At 65.2% G+C, this 18,132-nt stretch carries 17 protein-coding genes and 1 pseudogene; 7 read left to right on the forward strand and 11 right to left on the reverse strand.

The features are described from left to right. Positions 1-17 precede the first annotated feature (17 nt). Positions 18-464: an NfeD family protein gene (locus B0E47_RS03690; RefSeq protein ID WP_077512645.1), complete on the forward strand. Its 447-nt coding sequence runs from the start codon at positions 18-20 to the stop codon at positions 462-464. Continuing rightward, positions 461-1,729 carry a threonine/serine exporter family protein gene (locus B0E47_RS03695; protein WP_077512647.1) on the forward strand — a complete coding sequence of 423 codons (1,269 nt, stop codon included), beginning with the start codon at positions 461-463 and terminating at the stop codon, positions 1,727-1,729. The genes B0E47_RS03690 and B0E47_RS03695 overlap by 4 nt, the downstream gene beginning before the upstream one ends. A gap of 104 nt (positions 1,730-1,833) precedes the next feature. Here B0E47_RS03695 and B0E47_RS03700 read toward each other — a convergent pair whose 3' ends face one another. The 3 genes from B0E47_RS03700 to B0E47_RS03710 all read right to left on the reverse strand — a co-directional run bounded on the left by B0E47_RS03700 (position 1,834) and on the right by B0E47_RS03710 (position 4,579). Further along, a complete protein-coding gene (locus B0E47_RS03700; RefSeq protein WP_077512649.1) occupies positions 1,834-2,154 on the reverse strand; it encodes an H-NS histone family protein in 321 nt (106 codons plus the stop codon). A 216-nt stretch (positions 2,155-2,370) separates the two neighbouring features. After that, on the reverse strand, positions 2,371-4,071 hold the full coding sequence (locus tag B0E47_RS03705; protein ID WP_077512650.1) for a proline--tRNA ligase: 1,701 nt from the start codon (positions 4,069-4,071) through the stop codon (positions 2,371-2,373). Between the two features lie 76 nt (positions 4,072-4,147). Beyond that, the gene (locus B0E47_RS03710; RefSeq protein WP_077512652.1) at positions 4,148-4,579 is read right to left on the reverse strand and encodes a DUF4124 domain-containing protein; all 432 of its coding nucleotides are present in this window, start codon (positions 4,577-4,579) and stop codon (positions 4,148-4,150) included. Between the two features lie 110 nt (positions 4,580-4,689). Between B0E47_RS03710 and pssA the strand changes: the two genes are divergently transcribed. From pssA to rimI, 3 genes are read left to right on the forward strand one after another with little or no spacing between them, the layout of a single operon-like run. Beyond that, positions 4,690-5,472, forward strand: coding sequence for a CDP-diacylglycerol--serine O-phosphatidyltransferase (gene pssA, locus B0E47_RS03715; RefSeq protein WP_077512654.1), 783 nt, complete (start codon positions 4,690-4,692; stop codon positions 5,470-5,472). Further along, positions 5,469-5,951: a hypothetical protein gene (locus tag B0E47_RS03720; RefSeq protein WP_077512656.1), complete on the forward strand. Its 483-nt coding sequence runs from the start codon at positions 5,469-5,471 to the stop codon at positions 5,949-5,951. Before pssA ends, B0E47_RS03720 begins: the two co-directional genes overlap by 4 nt. Positions 5,952-5,954: 3 nt before the next feature. Next, positions 5,955-6,437, forward strand: coding sequence for a ribosomal protein S18-alanine N-acetyltransferase (rimI, locus tag B0E47_RS03725; RefSeq protein WP_077512658.1), 483 nt, complete (start codon positions 5,955-5,957; stop codon positions 6,435-6,437). A 76-nt stretch (positions 6,438-6,513) separates the two neighbouring features. On the opposite strand, the gene B0E47_RS03730 is transcribed toward rimI, so the two are convergent. From B0E47_RS03730 to proC, 5 genes and pseudogenes are all read right to left on the reverse strand, one after another. Next, positions 6,514-9,534, reverse strand: a complete 3,021-nt coding sequence (locus tag B0E47_RS03730) for a valine--tRNA ligase (RefSeq protein WP_077512659.1) — start codon at positions 9,532-9,534, stop codon at positions 6,514-6,516. Between the two features lie 305 nt (positions 9,535-9,839). Further along, positions 9,840-10,190, reverse strand: coding sequence for a DUF3147 family protein (locus B0E47_RS03735; protein WP_077512660.1), 351 nt, complete (start codon positions 10,188-10,190; stop codon positions 9,840-9,842). A gap of 23 nt (positions 10,191-10,213) precedes the next feature. Then, positions 10,214-10,342, reverse strand: a pseudogene (locus B0E47_RS16695) (uroporphyrinogen decarboxylase family protein); the annotation flags it as partial. An 88-nt stretch (positions 10,343-10,430) separates the two neighbouring features. Further along, positions 10,431-11,006, reverse strand: coding sequence for a YggT family protein (locus B0E47_RS03740; RefSeq protein WP_077512661.1), 576 nt, complete (start codon positions 11,004-11,006; stop codon positions 10,431-10,433). Further along, positions 11,003-11,827 (reverse strand): pyrroline-5-carboxylate reductase, encoded by an 825-nt coding sequence (proC, locus tag B0E47_RS03745; protein WP_077512662.1) that lies wholly within the window; start codon positions 11,825-11,827, stop codon positions 11,003-11,005. Before proC ends, B0E47_RS03740 begins: the two co-directional genes overlap by 4 nt. A 368-nt stretch (positions 11,828-12,195) precedes the next feature. Here proC and B0E47_RS03750 point away from each other — a divergent pair, with 368 nt between their 5' ends. Together B0E47_RS03750 and B0E47_RS03755 are read left to right on the forward strand one after the other, a co-directional pair. Next, the gene (locus B0E47_RS03750) at positions 12,196-13,233 is read left to right on the forward strand and encodes a type IV pilus twitching motility protein PilT (protein ID WP_077512663.1); all 1,038 of its coding nucleotides are present in this window, start codon (positions 12,196-12,198) and stop codon (positions 13,231-13,233) included. Between the two features lie 143 nt (positions 13,234-13,376). Further along, a complete protein-coding gene (locus tag B0E47_RS03755; RefSeq protein WP_077512664.1) occupies positions 13,377-14,546 on the forward strand; it encodes a PilT/PilU family type 4a pilus ATPase in 1,170 nt (389 codons plus the stop codon). Between the two features lie 80 nt (positions 14,547-14,626). On the opposite strand, the gene B0E47_RS03760 is transcribed toward B0E47_RS03755, so the two are convergent. The 3 genes from B0E47_RS03760 to B0E47_RS03770 form a co-directional block, all read right to left on the reverse strand. After that, positions 14,627-15,046, reverse strand: a complete 420-nt coding sequence (locus B0E47_RS03760) for a BON domain-containing protein (protein ID WP_077512665.1) — start codon at positions 15,044-15,046, stop codon at positions 14,627-14,629. Between the two features lie 238 nt (positions 15,047-15,284). Further along, complete coding sequence (locus B0E47_RS03765) at positions 15,285-17,075, reverse strand: hypothetical protein (RefSeq protein WP_254422787.1); 1,791 nt, start codon at positions 17,073-17,075, stop codon at positions 15,285-15,287. Positions 17,076-17,190: 115 nt separating this feature from the next. Beyond that, on the reverse strand, positions 17,191-18,117 hold the full coding sequence (locus B0E47_RS03770; protein WP_077512667.1) for an aspartate carbamoyltransferase catalytic subunit: 927 nt from the start codon (positions 18,115-18,117) through the stop codon (positions 17,191-17,193). Between the last annotated feature and the right edge of the window lie 15 nt (positions 18,118-18,132).

Genomic DNA, 18,132 nt, shown 5'->3' on the forward strand with positions numbered 1-18,132 from the left:
GTCGGGAGCATCCTGCGATGTGGCAATTGTCGACACATTATCTCTGGTGGATCCTCGCCCTGCTGCTGATCGCCGGCGAGCTGCTGCTGCCCGGCTATTTCCTCCTCTGGATCGGCGTGGCGGCGGCGCTGATGGGCGTGCTGCTGTGGGTCGCGCCCGGCTTGAGCCTGCTGACGCAGGCGATCCTGTTCGGCCTGCTCGCGTTCGCCGCGTGCTTCGCCTATGCGCGCTGGCTGCGACCGAAGCTGGAGCGACGCGCGCCGGGCAGTGCGCGGCTGAACCGGCGCGCCGAACAGATGATCGGTCAGCGCTACGAGTTGATCGAGGCGATCGTCAACGGTCGCGGCAAGGCTCGCGTGGGCGATGGTCAGTGGCTGGTCAGTGGCCCGGATCTGCCGCTGGGCAGCACGGTGGAAGTGATCGCCGTCGATGGCACCACCCTGAAGGTGCGCGCGGCCGCATGAGTGAGGCCATGTTGCCGCCTTTCGCGACCGCCGCGCTGACCACGCGGATCGCGTTCCTGCTGGAACTGGCGCGGCGGCTGCACCAATACGGTACCGCGGCGCCGCGGCTGGAGGTGGCGGTCCATCGTGCCGCCCGGCGACTCGGCGTGCAGGCGGATGTGTGGTCCAGCCCCACCGCGATCATCATCTCGTTCGCCGAACTCGGGCAGGCTGACGAGGGCCTGGCGCAGACCCAGGTCATGCGGCTGCCGCCAGGCGACGTGAACCTGGCGCGGCTGTGCGCCGCCGACGAGATCGCCGACCGGGTCATCGCGGGTGACCTGGATCTGCGCGAGGGTTTCCATCTGTTGCGCGCGCTGGGCGCACCCGATACGCGCCGCGCGAAGATCACCACGGTGCTCAGCTACGGATTGTCCGCCGCGAGTATCGCCGCGCTGTTCCTGCACAGTTCGTGGGTGGATCTGCTGGTGGCCGGGTTCATCGGCCTGTTGATCGGCTGGATCACGATTCTTTCCGCCACCCGGCCGCGGCTGGCGGTGGCCAGTGACGCGATCTGCGCGATGGTGGCGACGACGGTGGCCATCGTGGTGAGCGCCTTCGTGGTGCCGCTGGCGATCAAGCCGGTGGTACTGGCGGCGCTGATCGTGCTGATTCCCGGCATGTCGCTGACCACGGCGGTGCGCGAAGTGTCCAGCGGCCATCTGGTTTCCGGCATGGCCCGGCTGGGCGGCGCCACGGCGACCCTGCTCAAGCTGACGTTCGGCACGGTGGCCGCCACCCAGGTCTGCGCCGCGCTCGGCATCGTGGCGCGCGATTTCACGCTGCCACCACTGCCCTCGTGGACCGACTGGCCGGCGCTGCTGGTGGCGGCGGTGGCGTTCGCCATGCTGTTCCGCGCGGCGCGGCGCGACTGGCCGGCGGTGATCGTGGCGGTGATCGCCGGCTACCTGGCCACACGCTGGGGCGGCGAGATTCCCGGCCGCCTGCCGAGCGCTCCGGTCGGCGTTTTCATCGGTGGCCTGCTGGTGGGCGCGCTGGCCAACCTGTATGCGCGCATCGCCAAGCGTCCGGGCGCCGTGATCCGCGAGCCGGGCATCCTGCTGCTGGTGCCGGGCAGCGTCGGCTTTCGCAGCGTGTCCTTCCTGCTGGATCGCGACACGTCGCTGGGCATGGATACGGCCCTGCTGCTGCTTACCCTGCTGGTGTCGCTGGTTGCCGGCCTGCTGTTCGGTGAATTGCTGGTGTCCCCGCGGCGATCCCTGTAAAGCAAGAGACCGCTGGCGTCCCGGGCCCTGCGTGATCGAGGGGCATCGAAAACGAAAACGCCGGCCCTGGGCCGGCGTTTTCATTCGCTGCGGAGCAACGGCAATCAGATCGTCAGATCCTTTTCCTTCTTGCCGGCCTTCAGCGCGTCGCTGAACCAATGCGGACGCTTGCCGCGGCCGGACCAGGTCTGTGCCGGATTCGCCGGGTTGCGATATTTCGGGGCGACCTTGCCGCCGCTGCGCTTGGCCTTGCGGGCCGCGCCAAAAATGTCCTCGAAGGTGTAGCCCTCGGCCTTGATCAGCGCGTGGACCTTCTGGCGCAGCTTGACGACCTTATCCTTGCGCAGTTCGTCCTGACGCAATTGTGCCTTGCTGATCAGGTCATTGAGCTGGTTGTGGTTGAGGCTCTTGATATCGACGGCCATGTTATGGACTCCGGGTGTGGGGCGGTAAATTGCGTCGCGATTATGGGGACGATACGGACGCACTGAATGCGGATTCGTCCGTGATTCTCGCCGATTCAACAAATATTTGTAAAGTCAGGAAATCATCCCGATACGCGGGAGTTCTTATTCGGCACGATTATCAAGTGATCGCGTGCGCAGGAATATGCCACTGTCCAATAACCGTGGGCCGGTGAATCAGGCGAGCAGCGCAAACAGCTCGTCCTGGCTGACCGTGCGGCTTTCGCTTTCTGCGCGGCCGCGATATTCGAGGGTGCCTGCGGCCAGCCCCCGTTCGCTCACCACGACGCGGTGCGGAATGCCGATCAGCTCCATGTCGGCGAACATGTTGCCGGGACGCAGCCCGCGATCGTCCAGCACGGTTTCGATGCCGCGCTGGCTCAGCGCCTGGTACAGCGCCGCGGCCGCTTCGTTGACCGCCGCCGAGGCGTTTTTCGGATTGATCACGCAGACCGCCACGCGCCATGGCGCCATCGCCTCGGGCCAGATGATGCCGACGTCGTCATGGCGCTGCTCGATCGCCGCGGCGACGATGCGGCTGACGCCGATGCCGTAGCAGCCCATGGTCATCAGCTGGGCCTTTCCGCTTTCGTCGATGACGGTGGCATCGAGTGCCTCGGCATATTTTTGGCCGAGCTGGAATACATGGCCCACCTCGATGCCGCGCGCCAGGTGCAGGATGCCCTTGCCATCCGGCGACGCATCGCCCTCGACCACGTTGCGCAGGTCGGCGATGCGCGTTATGCGGGCATCGCGCTCCCAGTTGGCGCCGGTGTAGTGCGTGCCGTTGGCGTTGCCGCCGCAGACGAAGTCGGCGAGCACCGCCGCGTCGCGGTCGACGATCACCGGCACCGAGTCGGGCAGGCCGACCGGGCCGATGAAGCCGGGGCGGGTGCCGCAGGCGGCAAGGATTTCCTCCTCGCTGGCCAGCACCGAAACGCCGGGCAGCTCGGCCAGTTTGCCGGCCTTGACCTCGTTGATTTCGTGGTCGCCGCGCAGGCACAACGCGACCAGGCCATCGACGCCGCGCACCAGCAGGGTCTTCACGCATTGCTGCGGCGATACCTTGAGGAAGGTGGTGACGTCGGCGATGGTCTTCTGCGTGGGGGTATCCACTTTCTGCAGCGTGGCGGTGGCGGCGGGGCGGCTGGCCACGGGTGCCAGCGCTTCGGCCTTTTCCAGGTTGGCGGCGTAGTCGGAACCGTCGGAGAACGCGATCGCATCCTCGCCCGAATCGGCCAGCACCTGGAACTCGTGGCTGGCGTTGCCGCCGATCGCGCCGGTGTCGGCCTGGACGGCACGGAAGGTCAGGCCGAGGCGGGTGAAAATGCGCACATAGGCCTGGTACATCGCGGCATAGGTCTGCGCCAGCGATTCCTGGTCGAGGTGGAAGGAATAGGCGTCCTTCATCAGGAATTCGCGCGCGCGCATCACGCCGAAGCGCGGGCGGATCTCGTCGCGGAACTTGGTCTGGATCTGGTAGAAATTGACCGGTAGCTGCTTGTAGCTCTTGAGCTCGTTGCGGGCGTAATCGGTGACCACTTCCTCCGCGGTGGGGGCGTAGCAGAACTCCTGCTCCTTGCGATCCTTGATCTTCAGCAGCTGGGGGCCGAACTTCGCCCAGCGGCCGCTTTCCTCCCACAGCTCCTTGGGCTGGATGGTCGGCATCAGCATTTCGATGGCGCCGGCGCGGTCCATCTCCTCGCGCACGATCGCCTCCACCTTGCGCAGCACGCGCAGGCCCAGCGGGCTCCAGGTATACAGGCCCGAAGCAAGCCGCCGGATCATGCCGGCGCGCAGCATCAACCGGTGGCTGACGATTTCGGCGTCGGCGGGAACTTCCTTGACGGTGGCCAGGTGAAATTGGCTGAGGCGCATGCGTGCAATTCCGGCGTAAGGATAAAGCGGCCATTGTAGCCGCGCGCCGCAAGCGCCGGAGTGCCAGGGCTGTCGATTACTTGCCCTGGCAATACTGGTTGTACTGGGCCTGGGCGGTATCGACCTGCTGTTTGCGTTGCGCCGCATCCAGTGCGCTGGGCTTGCCGTCCTTCTCCATGACCACGGGGCCGCTGCCCTGCAGGGCGGCCAGATTGGACTTCAGCGACTCGCACAGGGATTTGCGATTCTCGGGGGTATCGGCGACTGCCTTGGGTGCGGCCGTGGGCTCGTTGCTGCCACCGCTGCCGTCTTCCGTGTTGGCCTGGTGCGCCGGTTTGGCCAAGGGCTCCACCGTGCCGGTGGTGGTGACCTTGCTGTATTTGGTGCCCTGTGCCGGCGGCGCTTCGGAGTAATGCACGGTGCCACTGGCGTCGGTCCATTTGTACACTTGGGCGGTGGCCAGCGGGGCCAGCAGCAACAGCGCCAGGGCAATCAGCAGACGGTGCATGGGGTTCTCCAAATCTGAGGAAAAGTAGACGTCTCTTGTTAACACTCCGGGGGCCCGGACTCAAGCGGGCAATGGTTTACACTGCGAGCACCCCGTCACGATCCTGATTCATGAGCGAATCCATGCCCGTCCGCCCGCCCCGACACCGTGGCATTTACCTGTTGCCGAACCTGTTTACCACGGGAGCGATGTTCGCGGGCTTCTACGCGATTATCTCCAGCATCGGTGGCCATTTCACCGAGGCGGCGGTGGCGGTTTTCCTTGCCGCGCTGCTTGATGGCATGGATGGCCGCGTGGCACGGATGACCGGTACCCAGACCGAGTTCGGCGTCCAGTACGATTCGCTCTCCGACCTGGTCAGCTTCGGCCTGGCCCCGGCGCTGGTGATGTATACATGGTCGCTGTCGGCCCTGCGCGATCTCGGGCCGCTGTGGGGCAAGTTCGGCTGGGCCTGCGCCTTCATCTACGCCGCCTGTGCCGCGCTGCGCCTGGCGCGTTTCAATACCCAGGCCGGGGTGGCCGACAAACGCTATTTCCAGGGCCTGGCCAGTCCCGCGGCGGCGGCGGTCAACATGTCGTTCGTGTGGACCATGGAGAAAGCCGGCTGGTCCGGCAGCGAGCTGTGTTTCGCCAGTGCCGCGATCGTGGTGGTCACCGGCCTGCTGATGGTCAGCCGCTTTCGGTATTTCAGCTTCAAGTCGTTGCCTATGGGGGATCGCGGCAGCGTGCCGTTCGCCTGGATGGTGATTGTGGTGCTGCTGCTGGCGCTGCTGTACCTGGCCCCGGCGCAGGTGCTGCTGGTGAGCTTCACGCTGTACCTGCTGTCCGGACCGATATGGACGATCTGGGCGCGGCTCGCCCATCGGCGCCGTGGCCGGCGTCAGGCGACATGAGCGCAAGTTCGGCTGCGGGAGTGGCCTCGGCGCACCGGATCCGCGTGCTACGGGCACTGGGGCTGACGCCATGGGTGCGCCGGGCGGCCACGGCCGCACCGACGTTCGAAGTGGAGCCCGCGCCGAACGGCACCGGCGTGGCCTGCGTGGTGGTGCTGCCGGAGCAGTGCAGCGCGCGCGAACTCGACTTGCTGGGTCGTGCGCTCAGCGCCGGCGGTGCGTGGCTGGCGCGTGCGGCACGCCTTCGCGTGAAAGCGGGCCAGCTGGCCGCCGACGTGCCGGTGGCGCAGGCGTACCTGGTATTCGGCGAGGCGCAGGCACATGCGCTGGGGCGGGTTCTGCCTGCGACGGTGATGAACCAGGCGCTCATCGTGCTGGCTGACGAGCCGAGCCTGGTGCTGGGCAGTGCCGCCGCGAAGCGCCGTTTGTGGAGCGCGACGCGCAGCTTGCGCCGCGCCCTGGCCACGACAGGAGACTGAGCCATGGTCGCGGTGATCAAGCCAGCAATCCAGGTGCGCGGGATGCGGCTGGATGACCTGCCCGCGGTGAGCGCCCTGGAAAATCTTTCCTACGAGTTTCCGTGGTCATCGGGGGTTTTCGGCGACTGCGTGAAAGCCGGCCATTCGTGCTGGGTGTTGTGCGTGGACGGAGTGGTTGCCGGCTACGGCATCCTGTCGACCGGCGCAGGCGAGGCACACCTGCTGAATCTGTGCGTCGGGCCGGAACATCGCGGCCGCGGTCTGGGTCGGCATCTGCTGGGGCGACTGCTCGACATCGCGAAGTGGAACCGCGCCGAGCGTATTTTCCTTGAAGTGCGCCCGTCGAACCCGTTGGCGAAAACCCTGTACGAATCGGTGGGATTCAGGCAGATCGGCCTGCGCCCGCGCTACTACCCGGCGCGGGACGGGCGCGAGGATGCGATCGTGATGGTGCTCGATATGGCCGCAGGCCATATCGAGAAATAGGTAAAGACGCTCTTGATCTTCCACTCCGGACGACGGGGCGGAACGTGTAGTCAGCAAACCCACGAGATACCGAACGTCACCCCAGCTTTTGCGCCTGCTCGCGCAGCGCGGTCAACGTGGTGTTCCAGTCGGTGATGCGCTGACGCTCCTGGACAACGACTTCGGCCGGGGCGTTGGCGACGAAGTTGGCGTTGCCGAGTTTGCTTTCGCACTTCCTGATCTCGACTTCGATGCGGCTGATTTCTTTTGCGAGACGCGCCTTTTCGGCGCCGAGGTCGATCAGGCCGGCGAGGGGGATCATCACGCGCAGGGTGCCGACCACCGCAGCGGCAGCGGCGGGTTCGTCGGCACCACTGTCGATCCACTGCGGCGTTTCGGTGCGGGCGAGGAAGCTGATCTGCGCGGCGAATTTCGCCACCCGGGCGCGATCGCCGGCATCACCGTCGGCAAAAAGCAGCGGGATCATCTTGGCCGGCGAGATGTTCATCTCCGAACGGATCCGGCGAATGCTGCTCAGCACGTTCTTGAACCACTCGATCTCAGCGGTGGCGTTCTCGTCCGCATCGTAGTCGTCGGCGCGTGGATAGGCGCATTCAAGGATGAGCTGCTCTTTTGAAGAGTCCGGCATGGATGCCGGTCTGTTCTTTGCGCTCAGGGAGGAGCGCGCAGGCAACTCCTGCCAGATTTCCTCGGTGATGAATGGAATGATCGGATGCAGCGCGCGCAGCACGCTTTCCAGTACCACCAGCAGCGTATGGCGCGTTGATGCTGCAGCTACGGCGTCGTCGCCATTCAGTGCCGGCTTGGACAGTTCGAGGAACCAGTCGCACAGCTCGTTCCAGGTGAACTCGTAGAGTGCCTGCGCGAGGTGATCGAAGCGATAGGTGATGAAATGCTGTTCGACTTCACCGAGCGTCTGCTTGAGGCGCGTCAGGATCCAGCGCTCAGCCTCGGTGACTGGCTGCCTCCCTTCTCCCTTCGGCGACCCCGAGGGAGTCCCCTTGCGGGTGAGAAGAGCCTGCCCCGGACCCGATCCGGGGTGGCGCGAAGCGACGGATGAGGGTTCGGATGTGCTGGAAGATTGCGCTCCGCCCGAACCCTCACCCCAACCCTCTCCCAGAGGGAGAGGGGGCTCAACATTCATCAGCACGAACCGCGCCGCATTCCACAACTTGTTGCAGAATGCCTTGTAGCCTTCGGCGCGCTTGATGTCGAAGTTGATCGTGCGGCTGTAGCTGGCCAGCGCGGCGAAGGTGAAGCGCAACGCGTCGGTGCCGATCGCCGGGATGCCGTCGGGGTAATCCTTGCGGACACGCTTCTCGACCTTCTCGCGCACCTGCGGGATCAGCAGCGACTTGGTGGATTTCGCCACCAGCGGTTCCAGCTCGATGCCGTCGATCAGGTCCAGCGGGTCCAGCGTGTTGCCCTTGGACTTGGACATCTTCTGGCCTTCCGCATCACGCACGATGGCGTTGATGTAGACCTCGCGGAACGGCACCTGGCCGGTGAAGTACTTGGTCGCCATCACCATGCGCGCGACCCAGAAGAAGATGATGTCGAAGCCGGTGACCAGCACCGCGCTGGGCAGGAAGATCTTGTCCTGCTCCCAGTTTGCGACGATCTCGCCGCGTTCGTTCTTCACCGGGCCGTTCGCCGGCCAGCCGAGCGTGGAGAACGGCCACAGCGCGGAGCTGAACCAGGTATCGAGCACGTCGTCGTCCTGGCGCAGCGCGCCGACCGGCGCCGTGGTGGCGGACTTGCGCGCATCCGCCTCGTCCTCGCCCACGAAGATGTTGCCGGCCTCGTCGTACCACGCCGGGATGCGATGGCCCCACCACAGCTGGCGGCTGATGCACCAGTCCTGGATGTTGTCCAGCCACTGCGTGTACGTGGTCGACCAGTTCTCCGGCACAAACTTGATCTCACCAGAACGCACCGCATCCAGCGCTGGTTCGGTGATCGCCTTGCGGCCGCCTGGACGTCCATCGGCCAGCGTGTCGGAGGTGAGGTCGACGAACCACTGGTCGGTCAGCATCGGCTCGATCACGGCGTCCGAGCGATCGCTCACTGGGACCTGCAGCTTGTGCGGTTCGACCTTGACCAGAAAGCCGTCGCGCTCAAGATCTCTCACCACCGCCTTCCGCGCGTCATAACGATCAAGGCCGCGATAGGCGATCGGTGCGTTCTCGTTCATGTGGGCGTCGAGCGTCATGATGATGATCAGCTCGATGTTGTGTCTCTTGGCGACTTCGTAATCATTGAAATCGTGTGCGCCGGTGATCTTCACGCAGCCCGTGCCGAAATCGCGCTCGACGTATTCGTCGGCGATGATCGGAATACGCCGATCGCATAGCGGCAGGTCGACATAACGGCCGACCAGGTGCTTGTAACGCTCGTCCTCCGGATGCACTGCCAGCGCACCATCCGCCAACATGGTCTCCGGTCGCGTCGTGGCGATGGTCATGCCTTCCAGGCCGTCAATGGGACCATCGCTGAAGGGATAGCAGATGTACCACATCGAGCCGTCGCGCTCGACGTTGTTCACTTCCAGGTCCGACACCGCGGTGCCCAGCACCGGGTCCCAGTTCACCAGCCGGTTGCCGCGGTAGATCAGCCCCGCGCGATACCAGTCGATGAACACCTTGCGCACCGCAGCCGACAGACCTTCGTCCATGGTGAAGCGCTCGCGCGACCAGTCCGCGGCGGCGCCGATGCGGCGCATCTGGTTGGTGATAGTGGAGCCGGACTCCTCCTTCCACTTCCACACGCGCTCGACGAAGGCATCGCGGCCCAGGTCATGCCGCGTCTTGTCCTCGACGGCGAGCTGGTTCTCCACGATCTTCTGGGTGGCGATGCCCGCGTGATCGGTACCCACCTGCCACAGCGTGTTCATGCCGCGCATGCGCTGGTAGCGCACCAGCATGTCCATCACCGTCTGCTGGAACGCATGGCCCATGTGCAGCGTGCCGGTGACGTTCGGCGGCGGCAGCAGGATGCAATACGGCTCGCCCTTGCCCGACGGCTGGAACGCGCCGCTGGCTGCCCAGCGCTCGTACCACTTCGACTCGATCTGGGCAGGTTCGAAACTCTTTTCCATCGGGATTGGGCTCGGTGGCGCGCGCAGGGCGCACGCTTTGTCTTGGGATAAGCGGGTCATTGTACGGGGAGGGGGCTGGGCTGCCAAAAATCGTGGCTGCAGCGTGGCCAGTTTTGTCCCCTTTCCCTACTGGGAGGGGTCTGTAACCGAAGGGAGCCCCCTTTTGGCATGGTGAAGGCTTGGGGCTTGTGGGATGCTGGTACCGGTTCACGCCGCATCCAATGTAGGAGCGACTTCAGTCGCGATGCTCTTGCTCTCTGCGATTGGCTAGATCGAAGCGCGTTCGATCGCCTTTGGCGACCGAGTTACAGCAACTCGATCCCAAACCGCCGAACCAGCAGCGCAAACAGCCAGAAACACACCACCGTAATCACCACGCAGGCGAGCAGGGTCGGCCAGAAGCCGAGGCGTGGCAGCAGCAGGGGAAAGGCCAGGAACATCGGCAGGGTCGGCACCACGTACCAGAACGTGTACCAGGCGTGGTTGGCGATTTTCGATTGCGGCTGGCGTTCGACGTACAGCCAGATCAGTGCCAGCACGGTGACCAATGGCAACGCGGCGAGCAGGCCGCCGAGTCGGTCACTGCGTTTGGCGGCCTCGGAGACGAGCACGACGACGGCCGCGGTGATCAGGTACTTGGTGACGAGCCATCCCATCGGTCGACTCCCTGGAGCGTCGCTTAATTGCCGTACGGAATGCGTCCGTACACGTGTGCTTCGTCCATCAACACTTTCGCATGCACCGGATCGACTTCCGGGGTGATGCCGTGGGCGAGGTTGAACAGGTGGCCCGGATGGTTGCCGTAGCTGTGCCCTGGGCACCGAAGGCGCACGAAATCTCTTGAGATATTGCTCCAAAAAAGGGTATCGGCCAAAGCGGCCACCCCAAGAGAAAACTCAGGCCCCGAGCGCCAGCTTCGCCCCGAGATCCAGCAGCGGTGCCGCGATCAGGATGCGCGCCAGCAGCAGCACGATCATCACCGCCATCGGGCCGAAGTCGATCTGGCCGAACACCAGCTTGCCGTCGAGCGGCCGCAGCAGCGGGGCGACGATGCTGCCGGCCAGCCGCAGCACCGGTTGGCGGCGATCCACCGCGAACATGCTGAGCAGCGACCAGCCGAAGATCACCACGATGTAGAACAGCAGGGTGAAATCGAGCAGTTCGGCCAGCGACAACACCAGCAGCCCCGGCAGGCTCGGCAGCATCCCGACCAGCGCAAACAGCAGCAGGCGCTTGAGCAGCATCGCCAGCCACGCCAGCAGCAGGCCGGCCAGGTTGATCCGGCGCCAGTTCGGCAGCACGCGCCGGATCGGCGCCAGCACCGGGTTGGTGGTGCGGTAGAGGAACTGGCTCAGTGGATTGTTGAAGTCCGCGCGGCAGGCCTCGGCCAGCACGCGCAGCAGCAGGATGACGACCACGGCATCGAAGGCCAGGTCGATCAGCAAGGACAATGCCTGCAGCAGATAACTCACGACTGCCTGTCCAGTTCAGCGGCCAGTTCCGCGCCGCGTCGGGTGGCGGCAGCGACTGCGCGGGCCACGATGCGCGGCAGCCCGTCGGCGCCGAAGCTCTCCAGCGCCGCCTGGGTGGTGCCATGCGGTGAGGTGACACGCTGGCGCAGCACGGCGGGATCCTCGCCGCTGTCGATCAGCATGCGCCCGGCGCCGAAGCAGGTCTGCGCGGCAAGCGCCCGGGCGCTGTCGCGGGGCAGGCCTTGCGCCACGGCGGCATCCTCCAGCGCCTCGACCAGGGCGAAAAAGTATGCGGGTCCCGAACCCGAAATCGCGGTCACGGTATCCATCAGGGCCTCGTTGTCGATCCAGCGGGTGAGGCCGGCGGCGTCGAGGATGTGCTGGGCCTGCGCTTTCTGCGCCGGGCTGACCCGGTTGTTCGCGCACAGGCCGGTGGCGCCGCTGCCGATCAGCGCCGGCGTGTTCGGCATGCAGCGCACGATCGGCAGGGTGCTGCCGAACCAGCGTTCCAGTTGGTCCAGCCGAACTCCGGCGGCGATCGAGATCAGCAGCGGCCGGTTGCGATGCAGGATGTCGTGCAGTTCGCCGTGGATGGCCGGCATCACCTGCGGCTTGACCGCCAGTACGATGACCTCGGCTTCGGCCACCGCCACCCGGTTGTCGGCATAGCAGGCCACGCCGAAATCGCGCCCCAGTGCCTGGCGCCCCTCGGCATTGGGTTCGGCGACGCTGACCGTGGCGGGGGCAATCCCGGTTTTCAGCAGGCCGCCGATCAGGCTGCGTGCCATGTTGCCGCCGCCGATGAAGGCTAGTCGTGTCATGCGGGGATCCTCGATGGTTCCAGCCGCGTACCTTACCGGAATCCCGCCCGGTGGCGCAGACGCGCTTGCGATGTTCGCGGTGCTCCCGCGAGCTCCCGACGATCGCTGGCCAGCGTGGGTTGCATGATTTTCGACCGGACGCACAAACCGGATCGACAGTTTCGGCATGATGAGCGGGAAAGACTGGCCGCACAGCCAGTTGCCCGAGTAGTATCGACGTCGCTGCAGGGGGATTCGGGTTGCTTGTCCGGGGGCCGTGGCGCGCCGATCAGGCGTCGCCTGGCGCCGGCCGGAGGCAACGGCGCCGAACCCCGGATGTGGCATCCAAATTCATGCCATCCAGACGATCGGTTGAGGGGAACGACTTCATGGACATTGCCGAACTGCTTGCCTTCTCGGTGAAGAACAAGGCCTCCGACCTGCACTTGTCGGCCGGGCTGCCGCCGATGATCCGCGTCGACGGCGATGTCCGTCGGATAAACATCCCCGCGCTGGAACACAAGCAGGTGCATTCGCTGGTCTACGACATCATGTCGGACAAGCAGCGGCGCGACTACGAGGAGTTTCTGGAGACCGACTTCTCGTTCGAGATTCCCGGCCTTGCCCGCTTCCGCGTCAACGCGTTCACGCAGAACCGCGGTGCCGGTGCGGTGTTCCGGACCATTCCGTCCGAAGTGCTGACGCTGGAAGATCTGGGTTGCCCGCGCATCTTCAAGGAGTTGATCGAGCAGCCGCAGGGTCTGATCCTGGTGACTGGCCCGACCGGTTCGGGCAAGTCCACCACGCTGGCGGCGATGGTCGATCACATCAACAAGAACGAATACGGTCACATGCTGACGATCGAGGATCCGATCGAGTTCGTGCACACCTCGCAGAAGTGCCTGGTCAACCAGCGCGAGGTGCATCGTGATACGCATGGCTTCAACGAAGCCTTGCGCTCGGCGTTGCGCGAAGATCCTGACTTCATCCTGGTTGGCGAGTTGCGCGACCTGGAGACGATCCGGCTGGCGCTGACCGCGGCGGAAACCGGCCATCTGGTGTTCGCCACCGTGCATACCAGCTCGGCGGCCAAGACCATCGACCGCATCATCGACGTGTTCCCCGCCGGCGAGAAGCCGATGGTGCGCTCGATGCTGTCCGAGTCGTTGCGTGCGGTGGTGTCGCAGTCGTTGCTGAAGAAGGTGGGTGGCGGCCGCATCGCGGCGCACGAGATCATGGTCGGCATCCCGGCCATCCGCAACCTGATCCGCGAGGACAAGGTGGCGCAGATGTACTCGTCGATCCAGACCGGCCAGCAGTTCGGCATGCAGACGCTGGACCAGTGCCTGCAGGACCTGGTCAAGCGCGGCCTGGTCACGCGCCAGCAGGCGTCCAGCTACGCCAAGAACAAGGACAGCTTCAAGTGAAGCCGGGGTTGGGGAGTCGGGATTCGGGATTGGCAAGTGCCAAAGCCCGGGTTCGGTTTCCGACAGCAGCCTTTTCGACGAGTCCCGCATCCCGGTCTTCAACAGACGAATGTCTGGTCATTCCGAATCCCTGAGGTAACGCCATGAGCGACTTCGATTTCACATCGTTCCTGAAACTGATGGTGCACAAGAAGGCATCCGATCTGTTCATCACGGCCGGCGTGGCGCCATCGATGAAGGTGCAGGGCCGCATCGTGCCGATCACGCAGAGCCCGCTCAGCGTGCAGCAGTCGCGCGACATGGTGCTCAACGTGATGACGCCGGGCCAGCGCGAGGAGTTCGAGAAGACCCACGAGTGCCAGTTCGCGATCTCCGCCCAGGGCGTTGGCCGTTTCCGCGTCTCGTGCTTTTACCAGCGCAACTGCGTCGGCATGGTGCTGCGCCGGATCGAGTCGAGGATCCCCACCACCGAGGAACTGAACCTTCCGCCGGTGATCAAGCAACTGGCGATGACCAAGCGCGGCATCATCATCTTCGTCGGCGCCACCGGCTCGGGCAAATCCACCTCGCTGGCGGCGATGGTGGGCTACCGCAACCTCAATTCGACCGGCCACATCATCACCATCGAGGATCCGATCGAATACGTGCACAAGCACGAGGGCTGCATCATCACCCAGCGCGAAGTCGGCATCGACACCGACAGCTGGGACAACGCGCTGAAGAACACCCTGCGCCAGGCGCCGGACGTGATCATGATCGGCGAGGTGCGTACCCGCGAAGGCATGGATCATGCGATTGCGTTCGCCGAAACCGGCCATCTGGTGCTGTGCACGCTGCATGCGAACAATGCCAACCAGGCGATGGACCGCATCCTGCACTTCTTCCCGGAGGATCGCCGCCAGCAACTGCTGATGGATCTGTCGCTGAACCTGAAGGGCATCGTGGCGCAGATGCTGATTCCCACCCCCGATGGCAAGGCGCGCCGGGTCGCGGTGGAAGTGCTGCTGGGCACGCCGCTGGCGCAGGACTACATCCGCCAGGGCGAGATCCACAAGCTGAAGGAACTGATGAAGGAATCCACCCTGCTCGGCATGAAGACGTTCGACCAGGCGCTGGTCGAGCTATATCACGCCGGCGAGATCAGCTACGAGGACGCCTTGCGTTACGCCGACAGTTCCAACGAGGTACGCCTGCGCATCAAGCTGGCCCAGGGCGGTGATGCGCACACCCTGTCGCAGGGCCTGGACGGGGTGGAGCTCGAGGAAACCCGCGACTCGCAGAACTTCGGCGGCAGCAATCTGCTGAATCGCTGAAGTCGATGTCGCACACGAGAGAAAAGGAGCCGTGAGGCTCCTTTTTTCTCGTGTGCGTCGGCATCTGCCGCGCTTGCGGCTCAGTGGCTGCTCATGCTGGACGAGGGCATGCTGTCCGACTTCATGTCGTGCGATTTCATCGTGTCCACGGCCAGGCCCGAGGCATCGACGCTCTTCACGCCCTTGACCTTCTTCGCCACCCGGACGGCATGCATCTTCTCCCTTGCGCTGCCTACCGTGCCGCTCAGGGTCACCACGCCATCGCTGGTACTGACCGAGATTTCGGTGGCGTGCACGCCCTTGGTGGTGCCGAATTCGCTTTTCACCTTGGTGGTGATCCAGGCATCGGCGGCCTTGTCCGGCACGGTCTGGTTGTCCGACGATTTCTGCATGGCTTCGCCGCTCTGCGAAGCCATGGCCTGACTGAAGGGCACGGCGGCGAAGGCGAGAATCATGCCGGCGGCGATCATGCTGCGGCGAATCGGGGAATGCTTGTGCATGGCGATCTCCTTGTGGGAAAGAGGGCTGTCATGAAGACAGCCGGGACGGGTTGACTCCGGTGTCCGTGACGCGATGGCAACAGGTGCCGCGTGAACCTGGTGTCGGCGGCAGCCATGCCGATTCAGCCGGCAACGGGGTTTGCGAAGAGGGCGTCAGGACAATGTTGTCGGAGCGTTCCGTGCGCGCATGAAAAAGCCGGGGCGCCGCAGCGCCCCGGCTTTTTCATGAACCATCGGATTACTTCAGCACCGTCTGGCTGGTGATCACCATGCCGCTGCCGTCGACGTGCATCTCCGCATCAATGCTGTCGATGCGCTCGGCCTGCAGCTTCATGGCGGCAAACTGCGCCTTGGAACGCGCCGCCATGGCGGCAGCCTGCCTGGTGCTGTCGTCGCTGTCGGTCTTGTCGGTGGCCGTTTCGTCGCTCTTGCTCATGGCGTTCGCGGCGGCGGTCAGGCTGTCGACCTTCTGCGCCATCAGTTGCACCCACTCCAGGTACATGGCGCCGCTCAGGTGCATCCGGCTCATCTGGCCGGCGCTGCCGCCGGGTTCCTTCAGCGTATCGGCCAGCTTGGCATCTTCGCCGGCGCCCACGCCGAGCGCGAGCGCCTTGTCGCCCATCGCTGCCCAGGCAGGCTGTCCCAGCATGCCGGCCATCTGTTGCGGCAGCGCCACCGGCTTGCCATCGTTCGACGGTTTCAGCTGGGCCAACGCCGGCACCATCATCTGGCCCATGGCGAGCAGGCCGGACGGATTGCTGGTGGCCAGCACCAGCCGGCCGCTGAAGCTCGGCAGGCTGGAGTTTGCGTTCGGCGACAGCGAATCCATCGCGATGCGCACGCCGAGCAGGTCTCCGAACGGCGGGATCGCCGCTTTCTGCATGGCCGGACCGAGCTTGGCGAAGCCGTCGTTGAGATCGGTCAGGGCCGGGCAGGCGAACGGCTTGGCCGCCACCGCGTCTGCCTGTGCCAGCCAGAACGTGCGCAGGTTGGAAACCGGCAGGGCCAGGCTCAGATCGAACGGCGCCGTGCCGGTGTTGCCCAGTCCGGGGAGATCGACCTTGAGGCCGACGAAGGCCTTGCTGATGTCGTCCGCCAGGGCGATGTCCATGCGGCCATCCTGGTGTTTGGCGTCGAGCCGGGTGTAACCGAAGCTGATCGTCGGCACCCGCGCCGCGATGCGCGCGGCATCGGTGCTGCAGGCTGGCGAGGTCTGCAACTGGTTGGCCACCGGTTCGCCGGTCTTGGCCGATTCCGCCACGGCGTGCGCCTTCATGATCGCGCCGACCAGCGCATCCTTGCCGCCAAACGCCAGCGGTAGGGCGCGGGTCAGGTCCAGTTCGCCGACCAGCCACTTGTTGTAGCCCTTGGCCTTGGCCAGGGTGGCGAGGCGGCCGTCGTCCTGCAGGCTCTTCTGCGGCCGGTCCAGGCCGAGCGCTTCACGCAGCATGGCCTGTGTCGGGTTGGCAGGCAGCAGCGCCGCGACGGCCTGCTTGTCGACCGTAGCCAGGATCAGCTCGGTGCCCGATGCGGCGGATACGTACTTGCGATAGCTCTGCTTGCCCTCGCTGGCCACGTCGAGCTTCTTGCCATAGGCGATCTCGAGCCGGCCAACGAAAGCCTCGAAGGCAGCCGGATCGCTCAGCTGGAAACGCAACACCGGCGCCAGGCCCAGGCCATAGAACGCGGAATGGCCTTTCAGGTCCAGTCCGGCGGACTGGGCGAAGCTTTCGACCGTCTTGCCGTTGAATTCGGCGCGCAGCGCGCGCAGCAGGCGCGCAGCATCGGGGTCCCTGGTCGCCAGGCGGTCCGCCGCGGCGTCCATCTGGGCCAGTTGGGATGGCAACTGGGCATCGGCCTGGGCGAGCAGCGCTTTTTGGGTGCTGTCATCCATGATCTCCAGGTTGGCCACCACGTAAGGCGTGTCGGCCGGCACGAACGCCAGCGGTGCATCCTTGTCCTTGTGCGAACAGGCGGCCAGCATGACGCTGGCCAGGCCCATCGCGAGATAGCGCGTCGTCGATCGCATGGTGATCCCCGATGTAGTGAGTGCTGCAGGCGCCATTATGCCCGCTTGGCAAAGGCGATGCCGAGGCGGGCGGTTGGCAAGGTCCGGTTCCTGTGGGGATGCCGCGGAAGGCGGTTCAGCGCGCGAGCAGTTCGTTCAGGACGGCCATCCGCACGAAGACGCCGTTGCCGACCTGTTCGAGGATGCGCGACTGGGCGCCATCGGCCACGTCGGAGGCAATCTCGATACCGCGATTGATCGGCCCGGGATGCATCACCAGGCAACCTTTGGCGGCGCGTGCAAGGCGCCGCTGGTCCAGCCCGTAATGGGCGAAATAGGCCGCTTCGTCGGGCAGGTCGATCGAGGCCATGCGTTCCTTCTGCAGGCGCAGCATCAACACGGCGTCAGCACCTTCGATCGCCTGGTCGAAATCGTGATGGCGCTGCCCGGCGGGAACCTCGACCGTATCCGGCATCAATTCGGCTGGCGCGCACAGGCGGATTTCCTTCACGCCCAGTGCGGTGAATGCATGGATATCCGAGCGGGCCACGCGCGAGTGCTTGATGTCGCCGCAGATCACCACCTTCAGATTCTCGAAGTCCGGCCGGTGCTGGCGGATCGTCAGCGCGTCCAGCAGGCCCTGGGTGGGATGCGCGTGGTTGCCGTCGCCGGCGTTGATCACCGACACGCCGCTCATCGCATGACGCACCAGTTCATCCGGCGTGCCGGACTGCTTGTGGCGCACGATGATCGCGTCCAGATGCATCGCCTCCAGCGTGTGCAAGGTGTCGAACAGCTCCTCGCCCTTGCTGGTGGACGACGCGCCGAGGTCGAAATTGATCACGTCGGCGCCGAGTCGGCGTGCGGCCAGCTCGAACGAGGTGCGGGTGCGCGTGGAGGGCTCGAAAAACAGGTTCAGCACGGTGCGCCCGGCCAGGATCCCGAGCTTGCGCGTGCCGTGCGCGCAGGCGTCGCGCAGCGCCTCGGCACGATCGAGCAGGCGCACGATCGTCTCGCGCGGCAGGTTTTCAAGCGTGGTCAGGTGGCGCAGGCGAGGGCTCATGGACGGGGTTCGCTG

This window comes from Rhodanobacter sp. B05, from assembly GCF_002001085.1.
Classification (GTDB): domain Bacteria; phylum Pseudomonadota; class Gammaproteobacteria; order Xanthomonadales; family Rhodanobacteraceae; genus Rhodanobacter.

Bases quoted from the DNA above. Each gene is read 5' to 3' on its own strand.
- B0E47_RS03690 (WP_077512645.1), top strand. From the start codon at position 18: ATGTGGCAATTGTCGACACATTATCTCTGGTGGATCCTCGCCCTGCTG.
- B0E47_RS03695 (WP_077512647.1), top strand. From the start codon at position 461: ATGAGTGAGGCCATGTTGCCGCCTTTCGCGACCGCCGCGCTGACCACG.
- B0E47_RS03700 (WP_077512649.1), bottom strand. From the start codon at position 2,154: ATGGCCGTCGATATCAAGAGCCTCAACCACAACCAGCTCAATGACCTG.
- B0E47_RS03705 (WP_077512650.1), bottom strand. From the start codon at position 4,071: ATGCGCCTCAGCCAATTTCACCTGGCCACCGTCAAGGAAGTTCCCGCC.
- B0E47_RS03710 (WP_077512652.1), bottom strand. From the start codon at position 4,579: ATGCACCGTCTGCTGATTGCCCTGGCGCTGTTGCTGCTGGCCCCGCTG.
- pssA (WP_077512654.1), top strand. From the start codon at position 4,690: ATGAGCGAATCCATGCCCGTCCGCCCGCCCCGACACCGTGGCATTTAC.
- B0E47_RS03720 (WP_077512656.1), top strand. From the start codon at position 5,469: ATGAGCGCAAGTTCGGCTGCGGGAGTGGCCTCGGCGCACCGGATCCGC.
- rimI (WP_077512658.1), top strand. From the start codon at position 5,955: ATGGTCGCGGTGATCAAGCCAGCAATCCAGGTGCGCGGGATGCGGCTG.
- B0E47_RS03730 (WP_077512659.1), bottom strand. From the start codon at position 9,534: ATGGAAAAGAGTTTCGAACCTGCCCAGATCGAGTCGAAGTGGTACGAG.
- B0E47_RS03735 (WP_077512660.1), bottom strand. From the start codon at position 10,190: ATGGGATGGCTCGTCACCAAGTACCTGATCACCGCGGCCGTCGTCGTG.
- proC (WP_077512662.1), bottom strand. From the start codon at position 11,827: ATGACACGACTAGCCTTCATCGGCGGCGGCAACATGGCACGCAGCCTG.
- B0E47_RS03750 (WP_077512663.1), top strand. From the start codon at position 12,196: ATGGACATTGCCGAACTGCTTGCCTTCTCGGTGAAGAACAAGGCCTCC.
- B0E47_RS03755 (WP_077512664.1), top strand. From the start codon at position 13,377: ATGAGCGACTTCGATTTCACATCGTTCCTGAAACTGATGGTGCACAAG.
- B0E47_RS03760 (WP_077512665.1), bottom strand. From the start codon at position 15,046: ATGCACAAGCATTCCCCGATTCGCCGCAGCATGATCGCCGCCGGCATG.
- B0E47_RS03765 (WP_254422787.1), bottom strand. From the start codon at position 17,075: ATGCGATCGACGACGCGCTATCTCGCGATGGGCCTGGCCAGCGTCATG.
- B0E47_RS03770 (WP_077512667.1), bottom strand. From the start codon at position 18,117: ATGAGCCCTCGCCTGCGCCACCTGACCACGCTTGAAAACCTGCCGCGC.